The sequence below is a fragment of the Bacillus sp. FSL K6-6540 genome (assembly GCF_038007545.1).
This window is the reverse complement of record NZ_JBBOXH010000001.1, coordinates 1,768,415-1,784,737: the sequence shown is the minus strand read 5'-3', so window position 1 is coordinate 1,784,737 and position 16,323 is coordinate 1,768,415. Positions and strand designations below refer to the sequence as shown.

The 16,323-nt window shown below is 52.0% G+C and carries 13 protein-coding genes; all 13 read right to left on the bottom strand.

Features of this window, described 5'->3' with window-relative positions:
- Positions 1–19: 19 nt before the first annotated feature.
- The 13 genes from hemB to clpX all read right to left on the bottom strand — a co-directional run bounded on the left by hemB (position 20) and on the right by clpX (position 16,314).
- Positions 20–1,018 carry a porphobilinogen synthase gene (gene hemB, locus MHH82_RS07645; RefSeq protein ID WP_340964867.1) on the bottom strand — a complete coding sequence of 333 codons (999 nt, stop codon included), beginning with the start codon at positions 1,016–1,018 and terminating at the stop codon, positions 20–22.
- A gap of 55 nt (positions 1,019–1,073) precedes the next feature.
- Entirely contained in the window at positions 1,074–2,630 is a 1,557-nt protein-coding gene (gene cobA, locus MHH82_RS07640; RefSeq protein ID WP_340964864.1) for a uroporphyrinogen-III C-methyltransferase, read from the bottom strand.
- A 4-nt stretch (positions 2,631–2,634) separates the two neighbouring features.
- Positions 2,635–3,591 carry a hydroxymethylbilane synthase gene (gene hemC, locus MHH82_RS07635; RefSeq protein ID WP_009594031.1) on the bottom strand — a complete coding sequence of 319 codons (957 nt, stop codon included), beginning with the start codon at positions 3,589–3,591 and terminating at the stop codon, positions 2,635–2,637.
- Positions 3,592–3,594: 3 nt separating this feature from the next.
- Positions 3,595–4,251, bottom strand: coding sequence for a precorrin-2 dehydrogenase/sirohydrochlorin ferrochelatase family protein (locus MHH82_RS07630; protein WP_015734004.1), 657 nt, complete (start codon positions 4,249–4,251; stop codon positions 3,595–3,597).
- 6 nt (positions 4,252–4,257) lie between these two features.
- Positions 4,258–5,088 (bottom strand): cytochrome c biogenesis protein CcsA, encoded by an 831-nt coding sequence (gene ccsA / locus MHH82_RS07625; protein ID WP_009594011.1) that lies wholly within the window; start codon positions 5,086–5,088, stop codon positions 4,258–4,260.
- An 18-nt stretch (positions 5,089–5,106) separates the two neighbouring features.
- Complete coding sequence (gene hemA, locus MHH82_RS07620) at positions 5,107–6,513, bottom strand: glutamyl-tRNA reductase (protein ID WP_015734003.1); 1,407 nt, start codon at positions 6,511–6,513, stop codon at positions 5,107–5,109.
- A gap of 338 nt (positions 6,514–6,851) precedes the next feature.
- Positions 6,852–7,250: an adenosylmethionine decarboxylase gene (gene speD / locus MHH82_RS07615; RefSeq protein ID WP_006208786.1), complete on the bottom strand. Its 399-nt coding sequence runs from the start codon at positions 7,248–7,250 to the stop codon at positions 6,852–6,854.
- A 355-nt stretch (positions 7,251–7,605) separates the two neighbouring features.
- Positions 7,606–8,196, bottom strand: coding sequence for a hypothetical protein (locus MHH82_RS07610; protein WP_015734002.1), 591 nt, complete (start codon positions 8,194–8,196; stop codon positions 7,606–7,608).
- Between the two features lie 213 nt (positions 8,197–8,409).
- Positions 8,410–9,054, bottom strand: coding sequence for a ribosome biogenesis GTP-binding protein YihA/YsxC (gene yihA, locus MHH82_RS07605; protein WP_015734001.1), 645 nt, complete (start codon positions 9,052–9,054; stop codon positions 8,410–8,412).
- A 17-nt stretch (positions 9,055–9,071) separates the two neighbouring features.
- Positions 9,072–11,408: an endopeptidase La gene (lon, locus tag MHH82_RS07600; protein ID WP_015734000.1), complete on the bottom strand. Its 2,337-nt coding sequence runs from the start codon at positions 11,406–11,408 to the stop codon at positions 9,072–9,074.
- 84 nt (positions 11,409–11,492) lie between these two features.
- Positions 11,493–13,202 (bottom strand): ATP-dependent protease LonB, encoded by a 1,710-nt coding sequence (gene lonB / locus MHH82_RS07595; RefSeq protein ID WP_285857570.1) that lies wholly within the window; start codon positions 13,200–13,202, stop codon positions 11,493–11,495.
- Positions 13,203–13,824: 622 nt separating this feature from the next.
- Complete coding sequence (gene ispG, locus MHH82_RS07590) at positions 13,825–14,934, bottom strand: flavodoxin-dependent (E)-4-hydroxy-3-methylbut-2-enyl-diphosphate synthase (RefSeq protein WP_009590416.1); 1,110 nt, start codon at positions 14,932–14,934, stop codon at positions 13,825–13,827.
- Positions 14,935–15,048: 114 nt separating this feature from the next.
- Entirely contained in the window at positions 15,049–16,314 is a 1,266-nt protein-coding gene (gene clpX, locus MHH82_RS07585; RefSeq protein WP_009590414.1) for an ATP-dependent protease ATP-binding subunit ClpX, read from the bottom strand.
- Positions 16,315–16,323 lie beyond the last annotated feature (9 nt).

Genomic DNA, 16,323 nt, shown 5'->3' with positions numbered 1-16,323 from the left:
CTTTAGTCGTTAATCGTTACTAGCCGCGCATCCAGCGTGCCGCATCCTTCGAGAAATACGTAATGATAATGTCCGCACCGGCACGCTTCATCCCCGTCAGCAGCTCCATCACGATCGCCTGCTCACTGATCCATCCCTGCTGAGCCGCCGCCTTGATCATGGAATACTCGCCGCTCACGTTGTAAGCGACGATCGGCAGATCAAACTGGTCTCTCAGCAATCGGACAACGTCGAGGTAAGCCATCGCCGGCTTCACCATCAGCATATCCGCGCCTTCCAGCACGTCCGTCTCCGCCTCGCGGAGCGCTTCCCTTACGTTAGCCGGATCCATTTGATAGGTTTTGCGGTCGCCGAACTGCGGAGCGGAGTCTGCGGCTTCGCGGAATGGACCGTAAAAAGCCGAAGCATACTTAACCGAATACGACATGATCGGCACATTATAAAATCCGGCTTCATCGAGTCCGGAACGAATGGCTTGGACAAAGCCGTCCATCATATTGGAAGGTGCGATGATATCGGCTCCCGCTTTCGCCTGGGAGACCGCCGTACGAACGAGCAGCTCCAGCGACTCGTCGTTTAATACGTCGCCGCAGGTGTGACCGTCTCGCTCGAAGGTATGGACCATGCCGCAGTGGCCGTGGTCGGTGAATTCGCACAGGCACGTGTCCGCAATGACCAGAAGATCGGGATGCCACGACTTAATGAGGCGGGTGGCCTCTTGGACGATTCCGTCATCCGTGAAACCGGACGTGCCTACACTGTCTTTTGTCTCAGGAATCCCGAACAGGAGCACGGCAGGAATCCCTAGATTTACGATTTCGTCCACTTCTTCCTTCAAGGTATCCAGCGAAAAATGATATACGCCCGGCATCGAGGAAATTTCGGATTTCACACCGCTGCCATAGGTCACGAAGATCGGCTGAACCAGATCCTCCGTATGAAGCACGGTCTCCCGGACCATGCTGCGAATGCCGGCATTTTGACGCAGCCGGCGATGGCGTACGATTGGAAAACTCATGACGTTGTACCTCCATATGATGTAATTTAAATCATGTATTAAAAAGATAAGGATATTATGGCGTTATACGGCGTGGATCGTTCTCGTTCCAAACACACAAGGCCTTGACCAGACTGTCGACCGTCGCTTCCTCGGCGAGGAGCGATACGTGCAGTCCGGCTTCCTCCGCGGTTTGCGCGGTCAGCGGTCCGATGCAAGCAATTGTCGATTCCTTCAGCAGATCGGCAGGCTCTGCCACGCCCATACCTTTCAGCACTTTCAGCAGATTGGTAACCGTAGAAGAACTGGTGAACGTGACCGCCTGAATGCCGCCGTCTTGAAGCAGCTTCAGCAGCTCATCATCGTCCTCGCCGCACAGCACGTTCTCGTATATCACGGCTTCCGTCACGTGCAGTCCCATTTCCATAAGCTTCTCCGGCAGCCATCTGCGCGCGAGATCGCCGCGAGGCAGCAGCACGCGCTGGCCCGGCTGAAGCTCTGGACCGTAAGCATCGATAAGGCCCTCCGCCTGGTAACGCTCCTTGATCACCTCGGCGGATATACCGTAATTCCCAAGAGCATCGGCTGTTGCGGGACCTACCGCGACGATGCGTGCCGAGGCCAAAGAGCGAATATCGCGTCCATGCTCCTTCAGGTGGCGGAAGAAAAACTCGACGCCGTTTACGCTGGTGAAGAACACCCAATCATACGTATCCAGCTTGTCCACCGCTTCTTGAATTCCGGCAAGCACTTCGCTCTTCGAGGGCATCACCGTTTCAATGACGGGAAACTCATAAGGCTCCCCGCCAAGCTCCTCGATTTGGGATACCAATGAACTGGCTTGGCTTCTGGCCCTCGTGACCAGAATCCTTTTGCCGAACAGGGGCAGGCGTTCCGCCCACTTCAAGTGCTCCCGCTGAAGCACCACCTCGCCAACGACGATGACGGCAGGCGGCTGAAAATCCGCTGCCTTGACCTTGTCCTCGATGTCTGCCAGCGTTCCCGTCAGCGTATCCTGCTCCGCCCGGGTTCCCCATCTGATTAGAGCCACCGGCGTTTCCGGAGGCCTTCCATTCTTCATCAGCTGACGGCTGATATAACCGATCTTCGCCACGCCCATCATAAAAATCAAAGTCCCCGTCGCATGGGTCACCTTATCCCATTGAATCATCCGGTCCAGCTTCTCGGGACTTTCATGTCCTGTAATGATGGATAAGGATGAGGCATGATCGCGATGCGTCACCGGAATCCCTGCATAAGCCGGCACGCTGATCGCGGAGGTGATCCCCGGGACGATCTCGTACATGATGCCATGACGATATAACAGCTCCGCTTCTTCGCCGACTCTTCCGAAAATGGTGGGATCGCCGCCCTTTAACCGGACCACCGTCTTGCCTTCCAAAGCATAATCCACCAGCAGTTGATTGATCTGTTCCTGTTTCATCGTATGCCGATCCGGAAGCTTGCCCACGTAGACCTTCTCCGCTCCGGGTTTCATCCAGCGCAGCAGCCGAGGACTGGCTAATCGGTCATAGACCACGACATCCGCTTTTTCAATGCATTCCTTGCCTTTGATCGTAATCAGGCGCGCATCGCCCGGACCTGCTCCCACGAGATAAACCTTGCCTGCCATCCCCTCAACCCCTAACTTGTGCCAGTATCTTCTCCGCTCCTTTAGCTTTCAGCTTTGCAGCCACTTCCACTCCGAGCGCTTCAGGGTCGGTTCCTTCGGCGCTTTCCTTCAAGACGATTTCGCCGTCAGGAGAACCTACCATTCCTGTTAATTGTATAACGTTTTGTTCGCCGCGGGAATCTCCTGCCTCCACATTCTTCATGACGGCGTAAGCCCCGATCGGGACCTGGCATCCGCCGTTCAGCTCGCTTAGAAACTTGCGTTCCGCCGCAACGGTCCGCGCGGTTACTTCATCGTTATAAAGAGAGAGCAGATGCAGCAGCTCTTCATCGTTTTCACGGCACTCAATGCCGAGAGCGCCTTGGCCTACGGCAGGCAGACTGACTTCAACTGGCAGGTACGACGTGATCCGATCCTCCCAGCCCATACGCTGAAGGCCGGCTGTCGCCAGAATGATGGCCTGAAACTCGCCTTCCTCCATTTTGCGAATCCGTGAATCGATGTTTCCCCTGATCCAATCGATCTGCAGATCAGGCCGATAGGCCTTGAGCTGGCTGGACCGGCGCAGACTGCTTGTTCCTACCTTGGCACCTTGAGGAAGGTCATCCAGCGTTGTCCCTTCTTTGGAGATCAGGCAGTCGCGAGGATCCTTTCTTGCGGGCACCGCCCCGGAAACCAGTCCTTCAGGCAGAACGGAAGGCATGTCCTTCATGCTGTGAACCGCCATGTCAATTTCGCCGTCTATCATGGCCTGCTCGATTTCTTTGACAAACAATCCTTTGCCGCCTACCTTGGAAAGGGTAACATCCAGTATGCGGTCGCCCTTGGTGACGATTTTCTTGACCGCGAAGTCATACTCCAATCCGTGCTCCTTGGCCAAACGCTTCAAATCATCGATAACCTGTCCTGTCTGTGTCAGTGCCAGAGCACTTTGTCTACTGCCAACTACGATTGTGCGCATCCTTCATTCCTCCTGATTCTTCTCAATCCACTGCTTGATTTCATCCGGACTCCACGGCACATAACCTCCGCGGCGGATCTCCCCGAGCATGTCCATGCGGTATGCCTTTTGCAACAGCCGCCTGCGCGCGTCGGCGGACTTCACCTCATCCTTGATCATCGAACGCATCCTGTATAAAAAATCCAAATAATCCTCATACTCCGGCCCGAACCGTTCTTCGAGCTCATCGCGTATGTCGCGTGCCGCCATCGGCCCTGCTCCCGACGTGGACACGGCCAGCATAAGCCTTCCCCGCCGCAGCACCGTCGGATTGATAAACGTACCGGCCTCGCCGTCGCTGGCTACGTTAACCAGCACGCCAAGGCGATCGGCGTCCTCGGCGATTTTCAGATTCAGCTTGGCGTCATCCGTTGCCGCATGGACCATGAACGCGCCCGCCGGATCGTCCGGCCGGTACTTCCGTTCCGTCCATTGAAGGGCCTTCTCTCCCGCCAAATGCCGGAGCGTCTCGCTTCTTAGTACAGGACTTACAATATGTACGCTTGCCCCGGCGTTCAGCAAGGTGAGCGCTTTGCGTTCCGCCACCTTGCCTCCGCCGACGATCAAGCATAAACGTCCCCTGCAATTCAGCAGGACGGGCACATAATGGTCATGCGTCATCAGCCGTCACACTCCTGACCAACTGTGGAAAGCGGACCATGTATTCAGAAAAAAATTCAATATAATGAATCCATACCCGATTAAAGCCCATATGGCGGCCTCCCTGCCGGACCTTCTCCACAGTCGGCGTTTGATGAAATACACCATATACATCGCTAGCGCCGTCAGCGTAGACAATACTTTGATATCCAAAAACAGGGTCCACCGCCCGGCCATGGCCACCGACATGACGGCCAAGACAAGCGACATGACCAGAATAATCGTACCGGCCATCAGCGCTTTATAAGAATACACATCCAGCTTCTCCAGACTCGGCAGCCTGCGGACCGTATCATTCCACTGCTTGTGCTTCAGCTTCCGATGGAGAAACATGTAGATCGCCGCAAACACGGCCCCGACGGTCAAAGCGGCGAAGCTGATGCTCGCCAGGGCAATATGAATCAGCAAGAGACGGTGTTCCGTCTCCCAGCTGTACAATGCATTATCTCCTGCCGTGAACCACAAACGATTGACCAGCATCACGCAAAAACCGACGAGGTTGATGAGCAGGACGGCAAATTCCGAGCGTTTCATATACGCCAGGGCAATCGAAGTGATCGAAATGCAAAAGGCCAGCAGGAACAGGAAATCAAACAGCGTAAATACCGGGAAGTGGAAATGTCCGCCCTCCATGGCCCTGATGCCGATGCCCGCGAATTGCAGCAGCGCGGTAATGACAAGAAGCCCTGTGCCTATCCGCTTCGCCACCGAATTGCGTGAAATGCAATCCGAGATATAAAACAGAAGGCTCAGGGCATAGATACAAATGCCGGTGATATAAATTATGTTTAACAGCATGGGTTATACTCACCCTCCTCAAAGGGTGGCTGGGGCCAGAGACACCTTAAGCGGCTTCTCTTCTGCCTGCTGATCTACAGCATTCTTCGTCCGTTCAGCTTTAACGGGTGCAGTTGCTTTCTTGTTGCGGCCGCGGGCTTCCTGCTCATTCTCATGGATCAAGCTTTCCAGCGCAAAGATTTGTGAAAAATAATCCAATGCCTCGCCGCCCTGCTTGCCGCCCGTCATCTCCTTGATCCGGTTGATCGGATCGTGCATCATCTGGTTGACGATGCTCTTGGTCAAACGACGGATGACTTTACGTTGGCGTTCGTCCAGCTCAGGCAGCTTGTTGAACAAGCTTTCCATCGTTTCTTCATGAATGGCGTTCGATTTCTCCTGCAAGGCCCGAATCGCCGGTCTGACACCGAGCGTCTTCAGCCATGTGTGGAATGCATCCATCTCCTCTTGAATCATCACTTCGATCTTCGCTGCTTCCACCCGGCGCATTTCCAGATTGGTTTCCACAATGCCTTCCAGATCATCGATATCGTACAGGAATACGTTGGAGAGCTCCCCAACCGCCGGATCGATGTCCCGCGGAACTGCGATATCAATCATGAACAACGGGCGGGACTGGCGTTTCTTCATGCTCTCTTTAACCCGCTCCGCATTCAGAACATATTCATTCGAGCCTGTGGAGCTAATCACAATGTCGACTTTATTCAACAAATTCTTAGCTTCGGCGATGGTGCACGGCGTTCCTTTGAACTTGCGAGCCAATTCCTCGGCACGGCCAAGCGTGCGGTTGGCCACGATCACTTCGGCCGCGCCGTTGGCATAAAGATGCTTCACGGTAAGCTCGCTCATCTTGCCTGCACCGAGTATCATCACTTTTTTATCGTTAAATGCGCCAAAAATCCGTTTACCCAGTTCCACCGCAGCATAGCTGACCGAAACCGCGCTCTCTCCGATCGAAGTTTCCGAATGCGCCCGCTTGCCGAGCGTAACGGCCTGCTTGAATAACATGTTGAACCAAGTTCCGGTGGCATCATGCTTCTGCGACGTCAAAAAAGCATTGCGCACCTGTCCCAGGATCTGCGTCTCTCCAATGACCATGGAATCCAAACCGCAGGTAACCTTAAACAGATGGGAAATGGCTTGTTCATCTTCATATATATAGAGGTGCTGCGTAAATTCTTCACGATTAATGCCGAACCACTGTTCCATAAAACTGCGGATAAAGTAGCCGCACATATGAAGGCGGTCTACCACAACATAAATCTCAGTACGGTTGCAGGTAGCGACAATGACGCCCTCCAATACGCTCTTGGTCGAATTAAGCTGCTCTAACGCCTTAGGCATGTCTTCTTCCGAGAATGTAAAGCGTTCTCTGACTTCCACGGGCGCCGTGCGATAGTTCAACCCAACAACGACGATGTGCATTGCATGTTCACCTGCCTATTTCTCCGAGTAGTTTTGCCGTTCACAACGGACTGCCTTGACCCTGTTCATTATATCACAGTATGCTGGGCAGCCTTGTCTATTTTATGAAATGTTTATGAAATCCCCATACTTCTTCATGCCATTCTTGAACATTCCTTCCTCTAGATCGCACCTTACTATTGTGGATATAGAACACCCTAGATATACGTATTATTTTCTACGAAATCTCATTTCAGAGAACGACGGCATGGAATGTTCATGAAACTTTTCCATCTTCACAAAATAAATAACCATGGAAATATCCATGGTTATCAGAATACGCGTTTTTAAGGGCTGGATTAAACGAGCTCAGCCTGTTTCATCTCAGGCGTTTCCACGGTCATTTCGCCGAGTCCGCGCACGAGTTTCTTAGCATAGCATTTTTCAGGTTTCAAAGCGGATACCAGATAGTCAATAGCCAACTGCGGATCTACTGTCTCCCCGCAGGTATAACAGTCAATCGCAGCAAAACCTCTCTCAGGGTATGTGTGAATCGAGAGATGGCTTTCCGACAGCAACACCAGCACAGTCGCACCTTGTGGTTCAAACTGCTTGGATTGGACGGACAATACCGTTGCTCCACATGCTTCAGCGGCTTCCACCATCTGAGCTTGTAAAAATTCTGCACTGTTCAGTAGTTCAAAATCGACTCCCCAAGTATCAACAGCAACGTGTCTTCCGAAAGTTGAGTATTCCATCTTCCGGTTTCCCCCTTCCTAGGAATAAAATGTTTGAAAATTTCATCCGCTAGGACCTACGTCATTCACTTCCCGAGGGAATAATCTCTCGCAACATTACATGTCCTGAGTGAATCCTGGTTCCTATTTTCTTTTCAACGAGATTAAAAATAACATCTATGACGCTTAAATGCAACACCTTTTTCGAAAATAACCCATAAATATTTTACAGCTCAATATATGTGCATTTGAACCACGTGGTGTCTCCGGCCCATGAAATAAATATCATCCGCTCTATGTTACATAAACATGCATGAAACCGAATTTTTAACGATAAATACACATAAAAAAGCCGCCCCTTGCGGGGCAGCCCTCCCTAAGCTTCAAGCACGAACAGGCGCTGATTAAACCGTCGCAGCCTTTCGTCTATCGTCTTCGTAATCAGTTTATCATTCCCTGCTGCAATCCGCTGGTCCAGAAGCACGTTGATATGATGCTGGATGGATTCGATCTCTTTCTCTGCTTCATTGCTGTTAAAGAGACGCTGCAGCTCGCCTGCCGTATTCTTGTACTCATAAATGACAATGCTGTCGTTCCCGGCGACTTGCGTAATTCGATGCACCGTTCCCGCATGGTAGTCGTAGCTCATCGTAAAGCCGCGATAAATCCGATTCACTTTACCTGATCCCTTAAAAGCCGCAAACAGTTTGCGTACGGCATTCGTCAGATGGGGAGTAACCAATCGGCATGACAGCTCACAGACGTACAAGCCATTCTTGCGTTCAAAGGGCAAATGAACTTCTTCCCCGCTTTCATCTTCGAGCACGAACTCCTGCTCTCCGCTATCCATGACTTTTACCCGGTTAGTGACCCGGAAAGCTTGGGTATATTGCAGAAATTGATCCATTTGAATATCCGTCATTTGCATTGTGGCATTAACATATTCTGTGGCTAACCGCTGAGCCATAAAAATCTCCCTCAATTCTTTTAACTTACTACCATTATACAGCAGATCCAAGCGGTTTTTCCTGCCGTTCGAATGAGAATATCCATCATATTTCATAAAAAAACGGAATTAGCCGGAATCAGAGCGATATTTCCCGCAAGATGCTCACTTTCCTGTAAAGAATGCACCGATTCCCTATAACACCCTTGAAAAAACATCACAAACCCATCCGGATCAGACATGCTCGTTGCTTTCATTCTCCGAATCCGGGTGCGGCTCTTCCTCATGATCCTTCGTTCCCATATGGGACTCCATAATGGCCCATAACTCATCTTTACCCAAACCCAGCTCGGATGAAAACATGACAAAGGAATGATAGGGCTTGAAACCGAGCGTTTCCTTCACGATCTTCACATGCTTCTGGCGGCGCGTTTTCGGAATTTTATCCGCCTTGGTCGCGACTACGCACACCGGCCGGTTGTAATGCTGCAGCCATTCATACATGCTGATATCGTCTTTTGAAGGCGGGTGACGCATGTCCACAATCAATAATACAAGCTTCAGTTCTTCCCGGCTGAGCAAATATCTTTCAATCATTTCGCCAAATGCCGCACGCTGGGTCTTGGATACCTTCGCATAACCATAGCCGGGAAAATCGACCAGATACAGGTCGTCGTTCACCCGATAATAGTTGAGCTGCTGTGTCTTCCCCGGCGTGGCGCTTGTACGAGCCAGGTTCTTACGGGATATCATACGGTTAATCAGCGATGACTTGCCCACATTGGAACGCCCTGCCAGAGCAATCTCCGGCAAGGCGTCTTCAGGATATTGGGCAGGTACGACAGCGCTGATGACAAACTCGGCTTTCGTAACTTTCATAATGTAGACTTTCCTCTCTAGTGCACTCCCGCTTGTTCAACGAGCGCATGCTCCAGAACCTGATCCATATGGGATACCGGAACGAACTCCACGTCGTTCTTTACGCTGTCAGGAATATCACGCAGGTCGCGTTCGTTATCCTTAGGGAGCAATATTTTTTTGTAACCGGCACGGTGGGCTGCCAGCGACTTCTCTTTCAAGCCGCCAATCGGCAGTACGCGTCCCCGAAGTGTAATTTCACCCGTCATGGCCACGTCACGGGCTACATGCCGTTTGGTTAAAGATGAGATAAGAGCCGTCGCAATCGTAATGCCGGCTGAAGGGCCATCCTTCGGTATGGCTCCCTCCGGGATATGGATATGGACATCAAGCTTCTCATGGAAATCCGGATCAATGCCCAGCTCTACCGCTTTCGAGCGGGTAAAACTGAAGGCGGCTTGAGCCGATTCCTTCATCACGTCACCAAGCTTGCCCGTCAGCGTCAGCTTGCCGGTACCAGGCACCACGGTTACCTCAATGGTCAGCGTTTCGCCGCCCACTTCCGTCCATGCGAGCCCCGTGACCGTACCCACTTGATCTTCAAGCTCGGCCATGCCATAACGAAACTTCGGAATGCCGAGATAATCCTTGATATCGGCAGCCTTGATCTCGATGGATTCCGATTGCTGGGTCACGATCTGCTTGGCGGCTTTGCGGCACAGCGCCGCCACTTGCTGCTCTAGATTCCGCACGCCGGATTCGCGGGTATATTCCCGGATCACCTTCATCAGCGCTTCCTCGTCCAGAATCAGCTGCTCAGGCTCAAGCCCATGCTCGCTCTTCTGCTTGGGCAGCAAGTAACGGTTGGCGATTTGGAGCTTCTCCAGCTCCGTATACCCCGGAATGTTCAGCACTTCCATCCGGTCCAGGAGCGGTCTTGGAATGTTATGAAGCACGTTTGCCGTCGTGACAAACATCACGTTGGACAGGTCAAAAGGAATTTCCACGAAATGATCGCTGAACGTATTGTTCTGTTCAGGGTCGAGCACTTCAAGCAGTGCGGAAGACGGGTCCCCGCGGAAATCGGATGCCATCTTGTCGATTTCATCCAGCAGGAACACGGGATTCATCGAACCCGCTGTTTTCATGCCTTGAATGATGCGTCCCGGCATAGCTCCGACATAAGTCCGCCGGTGACCGCGGATTTCCGCCTCGTCCCTTACCCCGCCTAACGAGACGCGAACGAACTTGCGCTCCAGGGAACGGGCGATGGACCGGGCAAGCGATGTTTTACCGACGCCCGGAGGGCCGACCAGGCACAAAATAGGCCCCTTCATCTTCTTCACCAGCTTCTGGACCGCCAAATATTCCAGCACGCGTTCTTTCGGCTTCTCGAGACCGTAATGATCCTCGTCCAGCACTTGCTCCGCCTTGACGATGTCTAGATCATCCTCGGTTTTGTTCGTCCACGGCAGTGCCAGCAGCCAATCCACATAGTTCCGGATAACGCCGCCCTCCGCAGAGCTCGCCGGCATTTTCTCGAGTCGGTCGATTTCCTTCTCTACCTTCTCCTGGACGCGTTCCGGCAGTTCAAGCTCCTGAAGCTGACTTCGGAGCTCCTCTACTTCCCCGGCACGGCCTTCCTTGTCGCCAAGCTCTTTCTGGATGGCCTTCATCTGTTCGCGCAAATAGTATTCCTTCTGGGTCTTCTCCATTTGCTTCTTGACCCGCTGGTTGATCTTGCGCTCCAGCTCCAGCACTTCGCGTTCGTTATTCAGTATATCTAGAAGTTTCTCAAGCCGTTTGCGAACGTCGATTGTTTCGAGAATTTCTTGCTTATCCTTGATCTTCAGCGACAAATGACTCGTAATGACGTCCGCCAGCCGTCCTGGCTCATCGATATCGGAAACGGCCGCCAGTGTCTCAGGCGTCACTTTCTTCGACAGATTGATATAATTTTCAAACTGAGACAGTACGGTTCGCATTAATGCGGAGACTTCAGGATCATGGTTCTCCTCTTCGGGAAGCTCCCGAGCGATGACCTCGTAGTAATCCTCTTGATCCGTATATTCAATAACTTCCGCCCGTTCCATACCCTCCACTAGCACACGTATGGTACCGTTTGGAAGCTTAAGCATCTGGCGTACATTCGCAACTGTGCCAATCCGAAAAATATCATCCTGCGTCGGTTCTTCAATGTTCACTTCCGATTGAGAACATAGGAGAATCAAATTGTCTTCAACCATCGCCTTTTCTAAAGCCTTTACCGATTTCTCCCGGCCTACGTCCAAGTGAAGCACCATGCTTGGATAGACCAGAAGACCTCTTAAAGGCAGTAAAGGAAAACGACGACCTTTGGATTTACTGGGTCCCATCGCTTTCGCACCTCCAATGGCTCTCAATGTTGACACTATTCCTATTTTATCAAATCTGCGTATAAAAAACCAACTATACGAGGCTTAACATCCTCCGGCATCCGTTATTTTTCCGTTGCGCGGAGGCGTGGCCTGCAGCAAAGAAGCGGAAGAGGATGGAAATACCTCGTTTCCGGGAAGCTGTATCACCTCCGGAGCAAACGAACCGCCAAAGATATGCCCGAAAACTTCATCCACCGATTCTACCGGAATCACCCGCAAGCCCCCGCTCAGATCCTGGAACAAGGTCTGCCAATTGTCCTTGGGGATGATTACGCGGGTCGCGCCTGCCTGGAATGCCGCTTCCACCTTGGCGATGACTCCGCCAATCGGCTTCACTTTTCCATGGATGCTTATCTCGCCGGTCATCGCTACCTTGTTATCGACTTCAATCCCTTTGATTGCGGATACGATGGCCGTTGCCATCGCAATGCCGGCGGAAGGTCCATCGATCGGCGTTCCTCCGGGAAAATTGATATGCAGGTCATAGTTTTTGGGCGTGAAACCCATCGAGCCCAGCACGGTCAGCACATTCTCGATCGAGCCTTTGGCCATGCTCTTGCGGCGCAGCTTGCGCGAGCCTCCGCCAAATTCCTCTTCATCCACTACCCCGGTGATATTGTAGGTACCCCGGCCCTCCTCGACAGGAACCGCAGATACTTCAATTTCTAGCAGAGCCCCCATATTCGGGCCATATACAGCTAATCCGTTAACGACCCCAACCTGCGGCTTCTCCGGTATTTTCCGGTCGGGCCTTGGCTGCAGCTGGCTGCTGCTGGCCACCCATTCCACATCCGCCGCGCGCAGGGCATCTCGCTTCTCGGTCAATGCCAGGCCGGCCGCCAATTGAATCATATTGACCGCTTCCCGGCCGTTAGAGCAGTACTGCTTCACCACTTCTACCGCTTCCGGCGGAGCGTTCAGTCCAATCTTCTGAATGGCATCCTCCGCAATCCTGCCGATCTCTTCAGGCAGAAGCGGACGGAAAAAAATCTCCATGCAGCGCGAGCGAAGTGCAGGAGCAATCTCTTCCGGCGAACGTGTCGTAGCGCCTACCAGGCGAAAGTCCGCCGGAAGCCCATTTTGAAAAATATCGTGAATATAAGCGGGCGTATTCGCATCCTCTGAATTATAATATGCGCTTTCCAGCAGCACCTTGCGGTCCTCCAGCACTTTTAAAAGCTTATTCATCTGGATTGGATGCAATTCCCCAATTTCGTCAATAAACAGGATTCCCCCATGGGCCTTGGTCACCGCGCCCGGCTTCGGCTGAGGGATGCCTGCCACCCCCATGGCACCGGCGCCTTGATAAATCGGATCATGAACAGACCCGATGAGCGGATCGGCAATTCCACGTTCGTCGAAACGGGCCGTCGTTGCGTCGATCTCCGTGAATTTCGCGTCGTATTTAAACGGCGATTGCGGGTTCTTCTTGGCTTCCTCCATCACCACGCGGGCAGCAGCGGTCTTACCGACCCCCGGAGGACCATATACGATGACATGCTGAGGATTCGCGCTGCATAGCGCGGCCTTTAAGGCGCGCAAGCCGTCCTTTTGCCCCACAATGTCATCCATGGTTTGCGGTCTCGTTTTCTCCGCGAGCGGTTTCGTTAGCGATACCGACCGGAGTTTGCGGAGTTTATCGAGCTCCTTGCGCGATTCCCGGTCCACCGCTGTTTTGCTTGTCTTCTGTCCACGCAATAAATTCCAAAAATAAATGCCGATGATGACTGCAAAAAACAGCTGCACCAGCATAATCACGATACTTAAATTCACAAGTCATTCCTCCTGTACTCCATTATGTCTTCATCCAAACGTTAATACATGGTAGTATTGCCGATTCCTCGGATGGTAAAACGCTGGAGGCGGAAAAGTATCAAAAAGTGGATGGAGACGCTTAGGTGAGCCACTTGAGTGAGACGCTCCGCGTACGTATCGTTCCTCCGATCGCTGTTGTTTCCGAATTTCATGAATGAGAATAGTAATGTAGAAATTCGGCAACAGCTTATCCTTCCGATGCGAGTTTTCCTGCGGAAAACTTTCAGCCGACCGCTTCGCTTCTCCGGAATCGATTCGTCCGCTCCGCTGGTGCGGCGCATGGCATCCTTCTTCATCGTGGGGGGTGGGGAGTGGGTAGAGCTGAGCTTCATTATCAGAAGCTCGGTTAGGAGCGATTATACTTGGAACAACAGAAAGCATAATTGCAACTTTAGAAAAATATTAGACCGCTTAAAAATACATTCAAATAAATTTGAACCACACATCACCTAAGACCCTGTGCTTCCTTAGAAAACAACAAAACGGCAATCTCTTGCGATCCAGAGATTGCCGTTTTCTTTAGATTGAAACTACCTTTATGGAAACTTAGTTATCCAGCTCAGACCGTGGATTTGTGCTTACGTCCCGGGATTTCGCCGGTTTCCTCGTACACCTTCACGATATGATCGATTTCTTTCTTAAGTTCTTCCACCATGGTGGCTTCCGGAACTTTGCGGATCATCTCTCCGTAACGGAAGAGCAAACCTTCCCCACGAGCGCCGGCAATACCGATGTCGGCTTCTCTGGCCTCACCGGGACCGTTCACGGCGCAGCCCAGGACGGAAACCTTGATCGGCACCTTGATCTTCGAGATGTACTCCTCCACCTCATTGGCGATGGAGAACAAATCGATATCCAGCCGTCCGCAAGTCGGGCAGGATACCAAGGTTGCCGCATCCGAGATCAGACCGAAGGATTTTAGAAGCTCCCGGCCAACCTTGATCTCCTCGACGGGATCGGCACTCAAGGAAATACGCATCGTGCTGCCGATGCCTAGGGACAACAGTGCCCCAAGACCGGCCGCGCTCTTCACGGTGCCCGAGAAGAGGGTACCTGCTTCGGTAATTCCAAGATGAAGCGGGTACGGAATCACTTCGGCGGCCTTGGTGTACGCCGCAATGGCCATCGGCACATCAGACGCTTTAAGCGAAACGATGATATCGTGGAAGTCCAGTTCTTCCAAGATGCCGATATGATACAGGGCGCTTTCTACCATGGCTTCCGGTGTCGGATAGCCGTATTTTTCAAGGAGGTGATTCTCCAGGGAACCGGCATTAACCCCGATCCGAATCGGAATCCCCTTCTCCTTGCATGCCTTCACGACGGCTTCAACCTTTTCGCGCTTACCGATGTTCCCTGGATTGATCCGGACTTTATCGATACCGTTCTCGATCGCCATCAGGGCAAGCTTATAGTTAAAATGAATATCCGCCACGAGCGGGATATGAATGCGTTTCTTGATTTCCTTGATGGCAGCAGCTGCTTCCTCATTGTTCACCGTTACCCGGACGATCTGGCATCCTGCTTCCTCCAGGCGCAATATCTCGGCAACAGTAGCCTCCACGTCTGCTGTTTTGGTGGTGCACATGCTTTGAATAATGACTTCGTTCTTTCCCCCAATGGTAAGGTTCCCCACCTTGACGGGCCGTGTGTCTTGTCTCAAAAACATGGTACGATCTCTCCCATATAACGCCAAAGCTCCACTCCAGCAAAGCCCATTTGGGCATAACTGGAAGTGGAGAATCAGCGTAGATTTATTCCACGTCTAAAACGCTATAACGCATTAGGCGCTTTCTTCTTGTTTCTTGTCGTCTTCGTTGGCTTTGGTTTGAAGCTCAGGAATTACTTTATCCCGAACGACCTGCTCCGTAATGACGCAATCCTTGATGTCATCTCTGGACGGCACTTCATACATCACGTCTAGCATGATGCTTTCGATAATGGAACGCAGTCCGCGTGCACCCGTATTGCGCTTAATGGCTTCGCGGGCAATCGCTTCAAGAGCGCCTGGCTCAAACTTGAGGTTCACGTTATCAAACTCAAGCAGCTTTTGGTACTGTTTGGTCAGCGCGTTTTTAGGCTCGGACAGAATACGTACCAATGTCGCCTCATCCAGCGGCTCTAGCGTGGACACGACCGGCAGACGGCCGACGAATTCCGGAATCAATCCGAATTTCAAGAGATCCTCCGGCAGAACCATCGTCAGGTATTCACCTGGCTTAAGATCCTTTTGGCTTTCTCCGGATGCATTAAAGCCGATGACCTTTTTGCCGATCCGGCGTTTGATGTACTGCTCCAAACCGTCAAACGCACCGCCGCAAATGAACAGGATGTTCGTTGTATCGATCTGGATGAATTCCTGATGCGGATGCTTGCGTCCACCTTGCGGCGGCACGGAAGCAACGGTTCCCTCCAGAATTTTCAGGAGAGCCTGCTGAACCCCTTCACCGGAAACGTCACGCGTAATGGACGGGTTCTCCGATTTGCGGGCCACTTTGTCGATCTCATCAATATAGATAATGCCGCGTTCTGCTTTTTCCACGTCATAATCCGCTGCTTGAATCAGCTTCAGCAGAATGTTCTCAACATCCTCACCCACGTAACCGGCTTCGGTCAGCGAGGTTGCGTCTGCAATAGCAAACGGCACGTTCAAAATTTTGGCCATCGTTTGCGCAAGCAAGGTTTTACCGGAACCTGTTGGTCCGAGCAGCAAAATATTACTCTTTTGCAATTCGACGTCCTCGATCTTGCTCTGGGTGTTGATGCGCTTGTAGTGATTGTAAACGGCAACCGAAAGGGATTTCTTTGCTTGATCCTGTCCGATTACGTATTGATCCAGGATATCGCGAATTTCACGCGGTTTCGGAATATCCTTCAGATCCACTTCTTCCTCATGTCCGAGCTCTTCCTCTACGATCTCCGAACACAAGTCGATGCACTCGTCACATATATAAACACCGGGCCCCGCAACCAGCTTGCGGACCTGCTCCTGCGATTTGCCGCAGAAGGAGCACTTCAGCTGCCCTTTGTCATCGTTAAATTTAAACATGCTATTACC

Bases quoted from the DNA above. Each gene is read 5' to 3' on its own strand.
- hemB (WP_340964867.1), bottom strand. From the start codon at position 1,018: ATGAGTTTTCCAATCGTACGCCATCGCCGGCTGCGTCAAAATGCCGGC.
- cobA (WP_340964864.1), bottom strand. From the start codon at position 2,630: ATGGCAGGCAAGGTTTATCTCGTGGGAGCAGGTCCGGGCGATGCGCGC.
- hemC (WP_009594031.1), bottom strand. From the start codon at position 3,591: ATGCGCACAATCGTAGTTGGCAGTAGACAAAGTGCTCTGGCACTGACA.
- MHH82_RS07630 (WP_015734004.1), bottom strand. From the start codon at position 4,251: ATGACGCATGACCATTATGTGCCCGTCCTGCTGAATTGCAGGGGACGT.
- ccsA (WP_009594011.1), bottom strand. From the start codon at position 5,088: ATGCTGTTAAACATAATTTATATCACCGGCATTTGTATCTATGCCCTG.
- hemA (WP_015734003.1), bottom strand. From the start codon at position 6,513: ATGCACATCGTCGTTGTTGGGTTGAACTATCGCACGGCGCCCGTGGAA.
- speD (WP_006208786.1), bottom strand. From the start codon at position 7,250: ATGGAATACTCAACTTTCGGAAGACACGTTGCTGTTGATACTTGGGGA.
- MHH82_RS07610 (WP_015734002.1), bottom strand. From the start codon at position 8,196: ATGGCTCAGCGGTTAGCCACAGAATATGTTAATGCCACAATGCAAATG.
- yihA (WP_015734001.1), bottom strand. From the start codon at position 9,054: ATGAAAGTTACGAAAGCCGAGTTTGTCATCAGCGCTGTCGTACCTGCC.
- lon (WP_015734000.1), bottom strand. From the start codon at position 11,408: ATGGGACCCAGTAAATCCAAAGGTCGTCGTTTTCCTTTACTGCCTTTA.
- lonB (WP_285857570.1), bottom strand. From the start codon at position 13,202: ATGCTGGTGCAGCTGTTTTTTGCAGTCATCATCGGCATTTATTTTTGG.
- ispG (WP_009590416.1), bottom strand. From the start codon at position 14,934: ATGTTTTTGAGACAAGACACACGGCCCGTCAAGGTGGGGAACCTTACC.
- clpX (WP_009590414.1), bottom strand. From the start codon at position 16,314: ATGTTTAAATTTAACGATGACAAAGGGCAGCTGAAGTGCTCCTTCTGC.